Source organism: Mycobacterium barrassiae, from assembly GCF_025822765.1.
Classification (GTDB): domain Bacteria; phylum Actinomycetota; class Actinomycetes; order Mycobacteriales; family Mycobacteriaceae; genus Mycobacterium; species Mycobacterium barrassiae.
The window spans coordinates 452257-466579 of record NZ_JACKUK010000016.1 but is presented as its reverse complement, the minus strand read 5'-3'; the positions used below and the strand labels follow the sequence as shown (position 1 = coordinate 466579).

14 protein-coding genes are annotated in these 14323 nt (G+C 68.1%); 13 read left to right on the top strand and 1 reads right to left on the bottom strand.

The window, feature by feature from the left end:
• Positions 1 to 5: 5 nt before the first annotated feature.
• Positions 6 to 737 (bottom strand): DUF899 domain-containing protein, encoded by a 732-nt coding sequence (locus tag H7J93_RS08110; RefSeq protein WP_267305752.1) that lies wholly within the window; start codon positions 735 to 737, stop codon positions 6 to 8.
• A gap of 59 nt (positions 738 to 796) precedes the next feature.
• Between H7J93_RS08110 and H7J93_RS08105 the strand changes: the two genes are divergently transcribed.
• The 13 genes from H7J93_RS08105 (at position 797) to hpf (ending at position 14264) form a co-directional block, all read left to right on the top strand.
• Positions 797 to 1423 (top strand): dTMP kinase, encoded by a 627-nt coding sequence (locus tag H7J93_RS08105; RefSeq protein WP_267305751.1) that lies wholly within the window; start codon positions 797 to 799, stop codon positions 1421 to 1423.
• A 100-nt stretch (positions 1424 to 1523) separates the two neighbouring features.
• Positions 1524 to 2714 (top strand): prolipoprotein diacylglyceryl transferase, encoded by a 1191-nt coding sequence (locus tag H7J93_RS08100; protein WP_267305750.1) that lies wholly within the window; start codon positions 1524 to 1526, stop codon positions 2712 to 2714.
• A gap of 161 nt (positions 2715 to 2875) precedes the next feature.
• Positions 2876 to 4021 (top strand): BTAD domain-containing putative transcriptional regulator, encoded by a 1146-nt coding sequence (locus H7J93_RS08095; protein WP_267305749.1) that lies wholly within the window; start codon positions 2876 to 2878, stop codon positions 4019 to 4021.
• Between the two features lie 112 nt (positions 4022 to 4133).
• Positions 4134 to 5687 carry a serine/threonine-protein kinase gene (locus H7J93_RS08090; protein WP_267305748.1) on the top strand — a complete coding sequence of 518 codons (1554 nt, stop codon included), beginning with the start codon at positions 4134 to 4136 and terminating at the stop codon, positions 5685 to 5687.
• Positions 5688 to 5805: 118 nt separating this feature from the next.
• Positions 5806 to 6489: a C39 family peptidase gene (locus tag H7J93_RS08085; RefSeq protein WP_267305747.1), complete on the top strand. Its 684-nt coding sequence runs from the start codon at positions 5806 to 5808 to the stop codon at positions 6487 to 6489.
• 160 nt (positions 6490 to 6649) lie between these two features.
• Complete coding sequence (mtrA, locus tag H7J93_RS08080) at positions 6650 to 7336, top strand: two-component system response regulator MtrA (RefSeq protein WP_163686772.1); 687 nt, start codon at positions 6650 to 6652, stop codon at positions 7334 to 7336.
• Between the two features lie 49 nt (positions 7337 to 7385).
• Positions 7386 to 9023, top strand: a complete 1638-nt coding sequence (gene mtrB, locus H7J93_RS08075; protein WP_267305746.1) for an MtrAB system histidine kinase MtrB — start codon at positions 7386 to 7388, stop codon at positions 9021 to 9023.
• Between the two features lie 14 nt (positions 9024 to 9037).
• Complete coding sequence (gene lpqB / locus H7J93_RS08070; RefSeq protein WP_267305961.1) at positions 9038 to 10804, top strand: MtrAB system accessory lipoprotein LpqB; 1767 nt, start codon at positions 9038 to 9040, stop codon at positions 10802 to 10804.
• 119 nt (positions 10805 to 10923) lie between these two features.
• Complete coding sequence (locus H7J93_RS08065) at positions 10924 to 11568, top strand: hypothetical protein (protein WP_267305745.1); 645 nt, start codon at positions 10924 to 10926, stop codon at positions 11566 to 11568.
• Positions 11561 to 12130 carry a DUF6529 family protein gene (locus tag H7J93_RS08060; RefSeq protein ID WP_267305744.1) on the top strand — a complete coding sequence of 190 codons (570 nt, stop codon included), beginning with the start codon at positions 11561 to 11563 and terminating at the stop codon, positions 12128 to 12130. Before H7J93_RS08065 ends, H7J93_RS08060 begins: the two co-directional genes overlap by 8 nt.
• A gap of 14 nt (positions 12131 to 12144) precedes the next feature.
• Positions 12145 to 12567, top strand: a complete 423-nt coding sequence (locus tag H7J93_RS08055) for a Rieske (2Fe-2S) protein (RefSeq protein ID WP_267305743.1) — start codon at positions 12145 to 12147, stop codon at positions 12565 to 12567.
• A 42-nt stretch (positions 12568 to 12609) separates the two neighbouring features.
• Positions 12610 to 13263, top strand: a complete 654-nt coding sequence (locus H7J93_RS08050) for a ComF family protein (protein WP_267305742.1) — start codon at positions 12610 to 12612, stop codon at positions 13261 to 13263.
• A 356-nt stretch (positions 13264 to 13619) separates the two neighbouring features.
• Positions 13620 to 14264, top strand: coding sequence for a ribosome hibernation-promoting factor, HPF/YfiA family (gene hpf / locus H7J93_RS08045; RefSeq protein WP_267305960.1), 645 nt, complete (start codon positions 13620 to 13622; stop codon positions 14262 to 14264).
• Positions 14265 to 14323: the final 59 nt, after the last annotated feature.

The window sequence follows — 14323 nt, the reverse complement described above, 5'->3', positions numbered from 1 at the left end:
CGTCGCTACGTGTCGTACTCATCGCGCTTGCGCGGCCAGTTCGAGAAGTCGTCACCCCGGCCCCGAGGCGCGCGGTCGAGCAGCTGCCACGTCGCGTTCAGCGCCTCGGTCCCGCGGTCGTAGGTCGAATACGTGTGGTAGACAGTGCTTTTCTCTGGGCTGCCCTCCGGGCCGTCCTCCAGCGCGAAGCAGCTCAGCGCCATCAGCTCCATCACGTCGAGCATGTTGCCGCTGCCCCGGCGTGGCGTCGGGACATGCATGTAGTGGAAGAAGTCGGCATCGAAGTCGGTGCCGCCGGACGACACCCACTCCACGTCCCAACCCATCCGCTGCTTGTACGCCGTGAGCACCGGCAGCGGCGATCGTGACGCCAGCACGAACGTCACGTCCCGGTGCGCCAGATGTGGCACGGCGCCGACCAGATTGTCCGTCTCGAACGTGCACCCCGGGCAGCCCTCCGGCGTCTTGGGCCCGTGCATGAAGTGCCGCACGATCAGCTGTGAGCGGCCGTCGAACAGTTCGGCCAGCGTGCGCTTTCCGGCTGTGGTGTCGAACAGGTACTGCTTGTCCACCGGCACCCACGGCAGTCTGCGGCGTTCCTCGGCAAGTTCGGTGGCGCGTCGGGTCAGCTCTTTTTCCTTGGCCAGCTGCTGCTCGTACGCGGCCCGCCACTGCTCCCGCGTCCCGACGGTGTGTGTCGTCATCACTTCATCGCTCCCGTGCTCCAGGTTGGTCATCTGAGTAGACCGTCGGCGGCGACGAAACTCATCGACCGGCGCGCCGTTACGCTCGCTGGGTGCTCATCGTGATCGAAGGTGTCGACGGTGCCGGCAAGCGCACCTTGACCAACGGTCTGCGCACCGCCTTCGAGGGTGCGCACAAATCGGTCGCCACCCTTGCGTTTCCGCGCTACCACCATTCGGTGGAGGCCGACCTGGCCGCCGAGGCGTTGCGCGGGGCCCACGGCGATCTGGCCGACTCGGTCTACGCGATGGCGGTGCTGTTCGCCCTCGACCGCGCCGGCGCCAAGGAACAGATCGGCCACCTCACCGATGCATACGATGTCGTGATCCTCGACCGCTACGTCGCCTCCAACGCCGCCTACAGCGCGGCCCGGCTGCACCAGGGCGCCGACGGTGAGGTCGTGGAATGGGTGCGCCATCTCGAATACGACCGTCTCCAGCTCCCGAAGCCCGACGCCCAGATCCTGCTCGCGGTGCCGATCGAGCTTGCCGCCGAACGGGCGGAGAACCGCGCCCGAGAAGAGGCCGACCGCGCGAAGGACGCATACGAACGCGACGACGGCCTGCAGCGTCGCACCGGCGAGGTCTACAGCGCGCTGGCCACGGCCAACTGGGGCGGCCGCTGGGCGGTCGTGCCGCCCGACGTCGATGCGGGTGAGCTCGCGAACCGGTTGTCCTAGCGGACCGCCGGGGAGCGTAAGAATCCCTGGAGGCGGTCCTCGCAGCCTGTTGTCACCACCAGCACCACTCGGGTGCCTGGAACCGACACAGGAGCAGAACATGAAGAACACCATCCGCGCGGCTCTGGTCGCCGGCCTCATCGGCAGCGCGGCCATCGGCCTGGCGGGCGGCGCCAGCGCCGCCGTGACCCCGGGCCATCAGGATTGGGCCACGGGAGTGCCGGCCGCGCACTCGCAGCAGTTCTCCGGGCACAAGGCCGACGACGACGACTCGTCGGGCGATGTGGCGGCGTTCGACAACGACTACGACATGCCAGCGGCCCCTGCCGATTCAGAGCCCGAGGCGCCCGTGGACATGCCCGAGGAGCCGGCGGAGGCGCCCGCGGACGTGCCCGAGGAGCCGGCGGAGGCGCCTGCGGATTCGGCGCCCGAGGAGCCTGCCGACGTTCCGGCGGAGGCGCCCGCCGATTCGACCCCCGAGGAGCCGGCGGACGTACCCGGCGACGCGCCCGCCGATTCGGTGCCCGAGGCACCCGCCGACGCACCCGCGGAGGCGCCTGCCGATATCCCGGACAGCACACCGGTCGCCGACGCCCCGTCACCGCACGATGTCGACGTGGCCGACGACGCCGAGCCAGTGTTGGCTGATCCCGAGCCGGCACAGCAGGCCGATGTCGAGCAGATAAGTGAGCTCGTCACCCAGGCGATGACGAGCGACAGCACGGTGGCCGCCGGCGAGTGGAATCGTGAAGTGACAACGTGGGATTCGAGCTGGGTCAGCTATGACACCTACAACCGGCCGGTCATTCTCAACCCGTACAACAACCCGCTGCAGTTGGTCTACACCTACGGCAACGCCCCGCGGATCGTCACCGTGCCGCCCTTGCAGCGCGTCGTCCTGAACACCCCCGCCGCGGGCGTGTATCCGTTCACGGCGGTGGTCGCGTCACCGTCCGGGCCGATCAGGCAGGTGTCCGTGGGCAGCTTCACCGGCGGCGCCCCCAAGCCGGCACCGCCCGCAGCCCTGAAGAACGTCCTGGTGCAACTGCGTTACTCGACCGGCATCTCCCAGCCGTTCCGGGTCAAGACGCTGGTCGACCTCGGGGACGACAACACCATGGGTGCGCGCCGAGTGTTGATCGACGGCGTCGACACCGCCTGGGGTCAGTGGTCGAAGAACGCGAGCGGTGAGCGTCAGTTCGAGATCACCAAGACGCTGCAACTTCCCGGACTCGCGGCGCCGTCGGAGGGACCGCTGCCCGGCTACAACGTCGCCGTCGCCAAGCGGTGAGCCAACGGCTGACAACTGGATAACCGCAGCACCGTTTCTGGGGGCGTGGGCGAAAGCCCGCGCCCCCAGGGCGGTTTCCTGGACCGGCCCCCGTGCCAAGACCCAGCGCTAGGACACAATTGACCCGGCGGAGGCACATCGAGGGGAAGGTGGCGCACCACATGGCGGGTAAAGCTCTCGGTTTCGGTGTGCTCGGCCCGCTGCAGATGACCATCGACGGTGTCGACGTGGCAGTGGGGACGCCGAAGCTGCGCGCCATCCTCGCCACGCTGGTGATCAACCGCAACCGCGCGGTGGCCGTCGACACGCTGATCAACGCGGTGTGGGGCGATTCGCCGCTGCCCGGCGCCCGGGGCAGCGTCCACTCGTATGTCTCGAACCTGCGCAAGCTCATCGGCCAGGCGGACCCCGCGCCACAGAAGACGTTGGCAAGCGTCGCCCCCGGATACCGGTTGACCGTGGCCGACAGCGCGTGCGATCTCGGCCGGTTCGCGGCGGAGAAGACCGCGGGGGTACTGGCCGGTGCGGCCGGAGATTTCGAGCGGGCGAGCCGGCACCTGGCGGCCGCGCTGAAGCAGTGGCGCGGCGACGTGCTCGAGGATCTGCGCGAGTTCCCGTTCGTCGACCCGTTTGCGACCGCCCTCGACGAGGAGCGCCTGACTGTGGCCACCGCCCACGCCGAAGCCGAACTCGCCTGCGGTCGGGCCGCGTTGATCATCGGCGAGGTGGAAGCCCTGGTGGCCGACCATCCCTACCGCGAACCGCTGTGGGCTCAGCTGATCAGCGCCTACTACCTCTGTGAACGCCAGTCCGACGCGCTCGACGCCTACCGTCGGCTGAAAACCGCACTGGCAAACGACCTGGGCATCGATCCCGGTCCGACAGTGCAGACCTTGCACGACAAGATCCTGCGCCAGCAGCCGCTGGACGTGAAGGCGACCGCGCAAACCACGGCCGCGGGCGCGAAGACGGTGCTCGACCAGCGCACGCAGGTAGAGGCACGCGGCGGGGCGGTGTGGTTGGTGGCCGCATCGGGCGACCGTCACCCGTTGAGCTCGGTCGCCACCAAGATCGGCAGGCTGCCCGACAACGACATCGTGCTGGACGACGCGAAGGTCAGCCGCCACCATGCGGCGATCATCGACACCGGAACAGGTTTCGCGATCAGCGATCTGCGCTCGGCCAACGGCGTGGAGCTCAACGGCACGCGGATCCAGGGCAGCGTCGCGCTGGCCCACGGCGATCAGATCCGGATCTGCGGGCACCTGTTCACATTCGAGTACGACGCCTCTGCGGCGGCGAACTGACGCCGACGCGCCGCTTGCGCCGTCGCTGTGGGCGAAGTAGTACGGTGCTCGGAAAGCCGAAGTGGGGACACCCGGCCCGGTGGGACCGGGACGCGTGCGAGGAAGGGCGGCGATGAACGACTCCCCGCACAACGCACGGGTGGGCTCGCGGTTAGGCCCCTATCACCTCACCCGCCTGATCGGCCGCGGCGGCATGGGCGAGGTCTACGAGGCCGAGGACACCGTCAAAGGCCGAATCGTGGCGCTCAAGCTGCTGCCCGACTCGCTGTCGCATGACCCGGTGTTCAGGGAACGGCTGCAGCGCGAGGCCCGCGCCGCCGGCCAGTTGCAAGAGCCGCACGTGGTGCCCATCCACGACTACGGCGAGATCGACGGTGTCCTCTACGTCGACATGCGGCTGATCGACGGAATCGATTTGCGCAGCGTGCTGGCCAGGGACGGCGCGATGGCGCCGGCACGCGCGGTCTGGATCATCCGCCAGGTGGCGGCGGCGCTCGACGCCGCACACGCCGCCGGAATCACGCACCGCGACGTCAAGCCGGAGAACATCCTCATCACCGCTGACGATTTCGCCTACCTCGTCGACTTCGGCATCGCCAACGCCGCCACCGACCACACGCTCACCGAAAAGGGCACCGCCATAGGCACATACGCTTACATGGCGCCGGAGCGGTTCAGCTCCAAGCCCGTCACCGAGAAGGCCGACATCTACGCGCTGGCGTGCGTGCTGCACCAGTGCCTCACGGGTGCGCAGCCGTTCGCCGCCGACAGCATCAGCATGCTGATCACTGCGCATCTGATCGAACCTCCGCCCCAGCCGAGCAAGATGCGCCCAGATATCCCACCCGCCTTCGACGCGATCATCGCGAAGGGCATGGCCAAGGAGGCCGCCGACCGCTACGAGACGGCCGGTGAATTCGCCCGCGCCGCAGCGGCAATCGTGGGCGGAGGCGATTCGGGGCCGATGATCCAGGTTTCGAACCCCGTGCATCCGGCCCACCAGGAGACGGTGCCCGTGAATGCGGTCGCCGCACCGGATTCCGCGCCGCCCGCGGGCCGCGAGGGCCCGACGCCCCGGCGGGACCGCCGGGCGCTGATCATCGGCGGTGCGGCCGTCGTGCTCGTGATCGCCGTCGCGGCCACCGTCGCGTGGCTGGTGGCCCGCGTCCCCAAGGACGCCTCTGCGACGTCGTCGACGCTGACGATCACACGCACCGTGCCCGACGAACCGCCGAACCCGGTCAGCACGGCCGCCAACCTCACCCCGGCCGAGCGGCAGCTGATGTCGCTGGTGCCCGATCCGACGGCATGTACGCCGAACAAGGAGTGGGACAACGCCATTGCGGCGGTGGACTGCAAGCCCACCGAGAGCGGTGACGGCCACGAGGGCGCGCTCTATGCGCTTTACAGCGATGTGGACCGGCTGCAGGAGGACTTCGACGGCGCGATCGCCGACGACGAACTCACCGCATGCCCCGACAGCGACAGCTCGCCGACCAGTTGGGATTACGAGAACACCCCCGATCAGTCGGAGGGCATGTTGGCCTGCGGCACCCTCAACGGGCGGGCCGACCTGGTCTGGACGAAGACCTCAGATCTGATGCTCGGCGCAGCACAGGGCAACGACCTCAAGGCGCTGTACGACTGGTGGGTCTCCACCACCTGACGTCACTGAGACCGGGGCCGCTTCGATCGGCTCAAGAATCCCTCAAGGATCTCGGTAGTGGCTGGGTCGAACCTTTTCTCACCGGCGCAGAACGGGCGCCTCGAGAAAAGGAAAACCCATGAAGACCTTCACGATCAGCATCCGCTCTGTCACCGCCGCCGTCCTGATCGGCGCTGCTGCGGTCGGCCTGGCCGGTGGCATCGCCAATGCCGACACCCCCGACATCCACGGCAACCCCGATGACGCCGCGTCGTTCTTTGTCGAACAGCACCTCGACGACTGTTCGTTGATGGCCACGGCCGATGTGGTGGGACAGCTGACCGGCCGCCAGCCGACCGAAGACGAGATCGTCGCCTTGGCCGGTGCCACGCCGAGCGCAAACCACGACGGCCCGATCTACCTCCCGCCGCCGCCCGGCAACCCGGACGGGGGCAACGGTACCGACTCGGAGGACCTGCCCATCCTGCTGGCGCACTACGGCATCCGCGCCGTCTACACCGACGACGACATCGCAGCCGAGATCGGTGTCCCGACCGGTATGACGGCGCTCGTGAATGCGCTCGACGAGGGCCGCAAGGTGATCGCAGGGGTCAACGCCGAAACCATCTGGGACGAAGACGGGGACCGCACGACCGCCGACCATGACCTGGTGGTCACCGGCGTCGACACCGAAGCCGGCATCGTGCACCTCAACGACAGCGGCACCGACGACGGCGCCGACGAGCAGGTCCCGATCGACGTCTTCGAGGCAGCCTGGAAGACCAGCGGCCACGACATGGTCATCACCCTGGACGCCGCCTGAGGATGTCCCTCAAGGCGGGGAAGCCCGCGGCGCGAACTCGACGCGCCGCGGCTTCTGCCCATGGGTAGCCCCAAAAGTGGGCCGCAGATGTGCCTCCGCGGCGGGTCAATAGGCAAAACGCGCGTGTGGTACCCGCAGTTTGTCGCGATCTGGTGACACCATGGACACCATGAGGCAAAGGATTCTGGTTGTCGATGACGACCCTTCGCTCGCCGAGATGCTCACCATCGTGCTGCGCGGGGAGGGGTTCGATACCGCGGTCATCGGTGACGGCACCCAAGCGCTGACGGCGGTCCGCGAACTGCGGCCCGACCTGGTGCTGCTCGACCTGATGCTGCCCGGTATGAACGGCATCGACGTGTGCCGCGTGCTGCGCGCGGACTCAGGCGTGCCGATCGTCATGCTGACGGCCAAGACCGACACCGTCGACGTCGTGCTGGGCCTGGAGTCCGGCGCCGACGACTACGTGATGAAGCCGTTCAAGCCCAAGGAGCTCGTCGCGCGTGTGCGCGCCCGTCTTCGCCGCAACGAGGACGAGCCCGCCGAGATGCTGTCGATCGCCGACGTGGACATCGACGTACCGGCTCACAAGGTCACCCGGCTCGGTGAACAGATTTCCCTGACGCCGCTGGAGTTCGACCTGTTGGTGGCGTTGGCGCGCAAACCACGGCAGGTGTTTACTCGTGATGTGCTGCTCGAACAGGTGTGGGGATACCGTCACCCCGCCGACACCCGTTTGGTGAACGTGCATGTCCAGCGTTTGCGGGCGAAGGTCGAAAAGGACCCGGAGAACCCGCAGGTGGTACTGACTGTTCGAGGAGTGGGATACAAGGCCGGACCTCCGTGATCCCTCACGGCTGCGCCGTGGTCGTGATGTTGACCGTGCGGCGGTCGCCGTGATCTGGGGTTCGAGGAGGCGCATCCATCGGCGATCGGCACCACTGTTCCGCGGATTGGGTGCGCTGAGCCGCGCGATGGGTGCCGTCTGGCGGCGCTCGCTGCAGTTGCGCGTCGTCACCTTGACGCTCGGTTTGTCGCTGGCCGTCATCCTGGCGCTCGGCTTCGTGCTCACCAGTCAGATCACCGACCGCATTCTCGAGGTGAAGGTGAGTGCGGCGACCGAGGAGATCGACCGGGCGCGCAGCACCGTCAGCGGCATCGTCGGCGGCGAGGAGACGCGCTCGCTGGACAGCAGCCTGCAGCTGGCGCGCAACACCCTGATCGACCGCACCGCCGACGCGGGTCCCGGGCTGGCCGGCGCCTTCGATGCGGTGCTGGTGGTGCCCGGCGACGGACCGCGTGCCGCGACCGCGGCCGGTCCGGTACAGCAGATCCCGAACGCCCTGCGCGAGTTCGTCAAGGCCGGCCAGGTCAGCTACCAGTACGCGACCGTGAACACCGACGGTTTTTCCGGCCCGGCGTTGATCATCGGCAGCCCGACGTCGTCGCCGGTGGCCAATCTCGAGCTGTACCTGATCTTTCCGCTGAACAACGAGGAATCCACCATCACCCTCGTGCGCGGGACGATGGCGACGGGCGCGGTCGTGTTGCTCGGTCTGCTGGCGGCGATCGCGCTTGTGGTGGCCCGGCAGATCGTGCTCCCGGTGCGGTCGGCGTCGCGCATCGCCGAGCGCTTCGCCGAAGGGCACCTGACCGAGCGGATGCCGGTGCGCGGCGAGGACGACATGGCCCGGCTGGCGGTGTCGTTCAACGACATGGCCGAAAGCCTGCACCGCCAGATCACCCAACTCGAGGAGTTCGGCAACCTGCAGCGGCGGTTCACCTCCGACGTCAGCCACGAACTGCGCACCCCGCTGACGACGGTGCGGATGGCCGCCGACCTGATCCATGACCACAGCGAGGAACTCGATCCGGCGCTGCGCCGCTCGACCGAGTTGATGGTCAGCGAGCTCGACCGCTTCGAAACGCTTCTCAACGATCTGCTGGAGATCTCACGCCACGACGCCGGTGTCGCCGAACTGTCCATCGAGTCGGTGGATCTGCGTTCGACCGTCCGCAGCGCCCTGGACAACGTGGGCCATCTGGCCGCTGAGGCCGGCATCGAGCTGATCGTCGACATGCCCTCCCACGATGTCATCGCCGAGGTCGACCCGCGCCGGGTCGAACGCATCCTGCGCAACCTGATCGCCAACGCCATCGACCACGCGGAGCATCAGCCGGTCCGCATCCGGATGGCCGTCGACGAAGACACGGTCGCGGTGACCGTCCGCGACTACGGTGTCGGTTTGCGGCCGGGCGAGGAGAAACTGGTGTTCAGCAGGTTCTGGCGGTCAGACCCCTCGCGGGTGCGTCGCTCCGGAGGCACCGGACTCGGCCTGGCGATCAGCATCGAGGACGCCCGGCTGCATCAGGGGCGCCTGGAGGCCTGGGGTGAGCCCGGCAAGGGCGCGTGCTTCCGGCTGACCCTCCCGCTGGTGCGCGGACACAAGGTCACAACGAGTCCACTCCCACTGAAACCCGTTGGGCCCGACCATGCCCCGCGGCGTGCGACCCGTGAAGCGGAGAACGTGTGAGGCGCTCGGGCATGATGGCGTCCTGCGTCCGCGGGTTGGCGGCGGTTTGTGCGCTGATGTTCGTGCTCGCCGGTTGTGCCGGTGTGCCGAGTTCGTCGTCGCCGCAGGCGATCGGCACCGTCGAACCCCCCGCGCCACCCAGCCTGCCCAAGCCCACACCGGGGATGGACCCCGATGTGCTGCTGCGGGAATTCCTCAAGGCCACCGCCGACCCCGCCAACCGGCACCTGGCCGCGCGGCAGTTCCTCACCGAATCGGGTTCGAGCGCATGGGATGACGCGGGCAGCGCGCTGCTCATCGACAACGTCGTGTTCGTCGAAACCCGCGGCCCGGAGCGGGTCACCGTGCACATGCGCGCCGACATCCTGGGCTCGCTGTCGGACCTCGGCGTCTTCGAAACGGGGGAGGGGGCACTGCCCGACCCAGGGCCGATCGAACTGGTCAAGACATCCGGTGGCTGGCGGATCGACAAGCTGCCCAACGGGGTTTTCCTTGACTGGCAACAGTTTCAGTCGACGTACAAACGCAACACGTTGTACTTCGCCGACCCGACCGGCAGCACGGTGGTGCCCGATCCCCGTTACGTCGCGGTGTCCGATCCCGACCAGTTGGCCACCGAGTTGGTCAGCAAGCTCATCGCCGGCCCGCGGCCTGAGTTGGCCAAGAGTGTGCGAAACCTGTTGGGGCCGCCGCTGAAACTGCGCGGCCCGGTCACCCGCGCCGACGGCGGCAAGACGGGTGTCGGCCGGGGCTACGGCGGTGCGCGGATTGACCTCGACAACCTGTCGACCACCGACCCGCACAGTCGCCAACTGCTTGCGGCACAGATCATTTGGACGCTGTCGCGGGCCGGGATCAACGGGCCCTACGTCATCAACGCCGACGGCGCCGCGCTCGACGACCGGTTCGCCGACGGGTGGGAGACCTCCGATGTCGCGGCCACCGATCCGGGAGCGTTCCCCGGCGCCGCGGCGGGGCTGCACGCGTTGGTGGGTGGGTCGCTGGTGTTCCTGGACGGCCAGCGCGCGACCCGCGTACCCGGGGCGTTCGGGCAGACGCCCGACCAGACGGCGGCGGCGGTGTCGCGCTCGGGTCAGAACGTGGCGTCGATCGTGACGCTGCGGCGCGACGCACCCGACATGGCGTCATCGCTGTGGGTGGGCCCGCTCGGCGGCAACGCATCGCAGGCGCTGGACGGGCGCAACCTGTCGCGGCCCAGTTGGGCTCTCGACGACGCCGTGTGGGTAGTGGTCGACGGCAACAACGTCGTGCGCGTCATCCAGGATGCCTCCGGACAACCGGCGCGCATACCGGTGGACTCCACGGCCGTGGCGGCGCGCTTCCCCGGCGCGATCCACGAACTGCAGTTGTCCCGGGACGGAACCCGCGCCGCGATGGTCATCGACGGTCAGGTGATCCTGGCCGGGGTGGAGCAGACCCCCGGAGGGGGCTACGCGCTGACATACCCGCGCCGGTTGGGCTTCGGGCTGCGGAACACCGTGGTCTCACTGTCGTGGCGCACCGGCGACGACATCGTCGTCAGCCGCACGGATCCGGAGCATCCGGTGTCCTACGTCAACCTCGACGGCGTCAACTCCGATGGACCCAGCCGCAATCTCTTGATGCCGGTGACCACCGTGGCGGCCAACCCGTCGACGGTGTACGTCGCCGATGAGCGCGGCGTCCTGCAGCTGACGGGATCGGGCACCGACAACGACCCCGTGTGGTCGGAGGTCCGCCCGCTGATGGTCGCAGGCGCGATACCGGTGCTGCCAGGCTGAGCCCTGGGTTTGAGATCGCTTCAAACAGCTTCGAAATAGCACTGAACCAACTGCGACCAACGCCCGTTGTGCTGACAAACCGACGCTAGAAGCGTTGGCTGACAGCCAAGGAGACAACGATGAAGGTTCGCGGTCCGCTGATCACCGTCGCCGCGGTGGCGGCGCTGGGCGCAGGCATATTGGTCGCCAACATCTCCCAGGAGTCCGATTCCGTGGTCCCCGGTGCGCCGGTCGTCGCGTCGACCCCCGCGCCGCAACCCAGCCCACCGCCAACCCCGCCCGCCCCGGCCTTTCCGGCGAAAGCGGATTACGTCGGCAAGATCCCGACCCCCTACGGGGTCATTACTTTGGACATCAGCGTCGCGGGTGAGAAGGCCGTGGCATACGCCTGCGACGGCAATTCCGTCGAGGCGTGGTTGCGCGGGTCCGCGGTCGACGGCGCCGTGAGCCTTGCGAGCAAGGACAGGACCGGCCGCCTCGAGGGCCGCCTGGACGGCGAAGCGGTCGTCGGGACGCTGTGGATCGGCGAGAAGAAGTGGGACTTCACCGCCGAACCGGCACAGCCGCCCGCCGGGCTGTACGTGTACGAGGACGGCGGGGATCGCAGCAGCTGGATCATCGATTCCACGGGTAAGGCGACCGGCGTACAACGGCTGGACGACGGCTCGACGGTGCCCGCGCCGAATCTGGCGGCCGACGGCAGCGCAGTCGTCGACGGGCGCACCGTCACCGCGACGCGGGTGCAGGGTGCCAGCGATGTCTGAGTCTTTGGCAACGCAGCGGATCGGTCGGTCCCACGCCGACGCAGCCGTCCTGGTCGCCGTCGTCATCGGCGCGCTGGTCGCCGTCGCTCTCGGCGTGTTCGGCAAAGTCCATGAGCCGCAGTTCTTTTCGGTGAGCGTCGCAGGGTTCTCCAGTGGTACGGCGGTGAAGTCGTGGCTGGCGACCGTCGCGGTGGTGCTCGCGCTGTTCCAGCTGGCTTCGGCGTTCGCGATGTACCGGCTGATTCCGGGCGGCAAGGCGCCGGCGTGGATGGGTACCGCGCACGTGTGGTCGGGACGACTGGCGGTTCTGGCCAGTGTTCCGGTCGCGGTGCACTGCCTCTACGCCCTGGGATTCCAGGAGACCGACGGCAGGGTGCTGTTCCATTCGCTGTTCGGCTGCTTCTTCTACGGCATCTTCGTCACGAAGATGATCCTGCTGACCCGTAAAGGCCTGCGCGGCTGGGTGATCCCTATCGCGGGCGGGTTGCTGTTCTTCGGCCTGGTGTATGTCTGGTTGACCTCAGCCCTTTGGTTCTTCCAGACCAGTGGAATCACGTTCTAGTGGAAAGGTTTTCGATGCGACGCAGCCAGTTCATCATCAGCGCGGGTATTGGCTTGGGGGCGAGCGTGCTCGCCGCCTGCACGACGTACGGCAAGAAGCCGGAGGCGTCCGGCGACACCGCGACGACGTCCCGGGTCCCGACCGCCGGCGGGACGGCGGCTGAGGCTCTCGCGACGACCTCGGCGGTGCCCGTCGGCTCCGGCCTCATCGTCGGCGAGGTCGTCGTGACCCAGCCGACAGCGGGCGACTTCAAGGGCTTCTCGTCGACCTGCACGCACGCCGGCTGTGCGCTGAACGAAGTGGCCGACGGCACCATCAACTGCCCCTGCCACGGCAGCAAGTTCAATCTGGACGGCTCGGTGGCCCGGGGTCCCGCGACGAAACCGCTGACGCCTCAGCCCCTTGTGGTGCAGGGGGATTCGATCCTCCTCGGCTGAGGACGGCAGTCAGGTGTCACAGGCCGCGGCCAGACTGCGGACATGCTCGATCTCGTCCTCCCGCTGGAGTGTGGTGGCTGCGGTGCGCGCTCGACGCGATGGTGCGACGACTGCGCCAGGGAACTGACGGTGCGACCCGACGAACCGCACCTCATCACCCCGCGCGTCGAACCCGGTGTCCCGGTCTTCTCGCTGGGCCGCTATGCGGGGGCGCGTCGTCAGGCCATCGTCGCCGTCAAGGAGCACGGTCGCGCCGACCTCGTCGGGCCGCTGGGCGCCGCGCTGCGCGCGGGGTTGGCTCAACTGCTGACCTGGGGCATCGTCGGGGTGCCGCTGACCGTGGTCCCCGCGCCGACGCGGCGCTGGGCGGCGATGCGCCGCGGAGGAGATCCTGTCGCGCGCATCGCGCAGGTCGCCACGGCGGGGCCCGGGGACATGACCCGCGAAATAGCGGTGGTGCAGGCGGTGCGCACGAGGCCCCTGGTCGCCGATTCGGTTGGCCTCTCCAGCGCCGACCGACAGCGCAACATCGCGGGTCGAGTGAAGGTCGTGCGCCCGCTCGCAGCCGGGTCGGCCGGCGAGGTGCTGGTCGTCGACGACATCGTGACGACCGGAGCCACCGCGTGCGAAACCGTGCGTGTTCTGCAAACAGTTGGGGCGACGGTGGTGGCAGTCCTGGCCCTCGCCAACGCCTGATCCGCCCGCTTTGACAGCTCAGGCAATTACCCCGCCATCAAGGTGGTGTGAAGAACTGAAAACGGGTCCTGAAATTTGGCGGCATTTTGTGGCACTGCCGGGTGAACACGGCTACCGTCGGCATCAACCACCCGTGAATGCCTCACGGCGGCGCACCCCAACGTAGCGCCGGCATCGCCCACAAGCGGTAGGAGGTGAGTAGACGACACCTTGCACCGGCGGGCCACGACAAAGGCATAGGCATGCAGGGCCCCTCGGTGCGTATCCGAAGCAGGCCGGGCACGCAAATGCGTGCGGACGCAAAGAGAAACGAGTTGCCGAGCATGTCGACCCATTCCATTGATTCGGACCAAGAGATGCTGGTCACCGACGAGACGCCCGAACCCGAGACGCGAGCCGAGATCGTCGTCAAAGGCCGCAACGTCGAGATTCCCGAGCACTTCCGCGTCTACGTCTCCGAGAAACTGTCCCGCCTGGAACGCTTTGACCGCACCATCTACCTCTTCGATGTGGAACTGGACCACGAACGCAACCGCCGTCAGCGCAAGAACTGTCAGCACGTCGAGATCACCGCGCGCGGTCGCGGCCCCGTAGTCCGGGGCGAGGCCTGCGCCGACAGCTTCTACGCCGCGCTGGAGTCGGCGGTCTGCAAACTCGAGAACCGGCTACGCCGCAGCAAGGACCGTCGCAAGATCCACTACGGCGACAAGACCCCAGTTTCGCTCGCCGAGGCCACCGCCCTCAGCCCGCTTCCGGATGCCCCCAGTGACTCGGGCGCGGAATCACCGCAGGTGGATGCGGCGCTGCTGGACGAGCATGAACCGGGACGCATCGTGCGCATCAAGGAGCATCCGGCGACGCCGATGACCGTCGATGACGCGCTGTCCCAGATGGAGCTCGTCGGCCACGACTTCTTCCTGTTCCACGACAAGGAGAGCGACAAGCCCTGCGTCGTGTATCGCCGCCATGCCTATGACTACGGGTTGATTCGGCTCGCCTAGCCGATGGGCTGATCCACTTCGCCTGACGCGGTCCGGTGTCGGGGCGCGCCACGTCGCTA

What these genes read in the sequence shown, in the direction of transcription:
- H7J93_RS08100 (WP_267305750.1), top strand. Translation starts at nt 1,524, where the DNA reads ATGAAGAACACCATCCGCGCGGCTCTGGTCGCCGGCCTCATCGGCAGC.
- H7J93_RS08090 (WP_267305748.1), top strand. Translation starts at nt 4,134, where the DNA reads ATGAACGACTCCCCGCACAACGCACGGGTGGGCTCGCGGTTAGGCCCC.
- H7J93_RS08055 (WP_267305743.1), top strand. Translation starts at nt 12,145, where the DNA reads ATGCGACGCAGCCAGTTCATCATCAGCGCGGGTATTGGCTTGGGGGCG.
- H7J93_RS08060 (WP_267305744.1), top strand. Translation starts at nt 11,561, where the DNA reads ATGTCTGAGTCTTTGGCAACGCAGCGGATCGGTCGGTCCCACGCCGAC.
- lpqB (WP_267305961.1), top strand. Translation starts at nt 9,038, where the DNA reads ATGGCGTCCTGCGTCCGCGGGTTGGCGGCGGTTTGTGCGCTGATGTTC.
- H7J93_RS08110 (WP_267305752.1), bottom strand. Translation starts at nt 737, where the DNA reads ATGACCAACCTGGAGCACGGGAGCGATGAAGTGATGACGACACACACC.
- H7J93_RS08095 (WP_267305749.1), top strand. Translation starts at nt 2,876, where the DNA reads ATGGCGGGTAAAGCTCTCGGTTTCGGTGTGCTCGGCCCGCTGCAGATG.
- H7J93_RS08085 (WP_267305747.1), top strand. Translation starts at nt 5,806, where the DNA reads ATGAAGACCTTCACGATCAGCATCCGCTCTGTCACCGCCGCCGTCCTG.
- hpf (WP_267305960.1), top strand. Translation starts at nt 13,620, where the DNA reads ATGCTGGTCACCGACGAGACGCCCGAACCCGAGACGCGAGCCGAGATC.
- mtrA (WP_163686772.1), top strand. Translation starts at nt 6,650, where the DNA reads ATGGACACCATGAGGCAAAGGATTCTGGTTGTCGATGACGACCCTTCG.
- H7J93_RS08050 (WP_267305742.1), top strand. Translation starts at nt 12,610, where the DNA reads ATGCTCGATCTCGTCCTCCCGCTGGAGTGTGGTGGCTGCGGTGCGCGC.
- H7J93_RS08065 (WP_267305745.1), top strand. Translation starts at nt 10,924, where the DNA reads ATGAAGGTTCGCGGTCCGCTGATCACCGTCGCCGCGGTGGCGGCGCTG.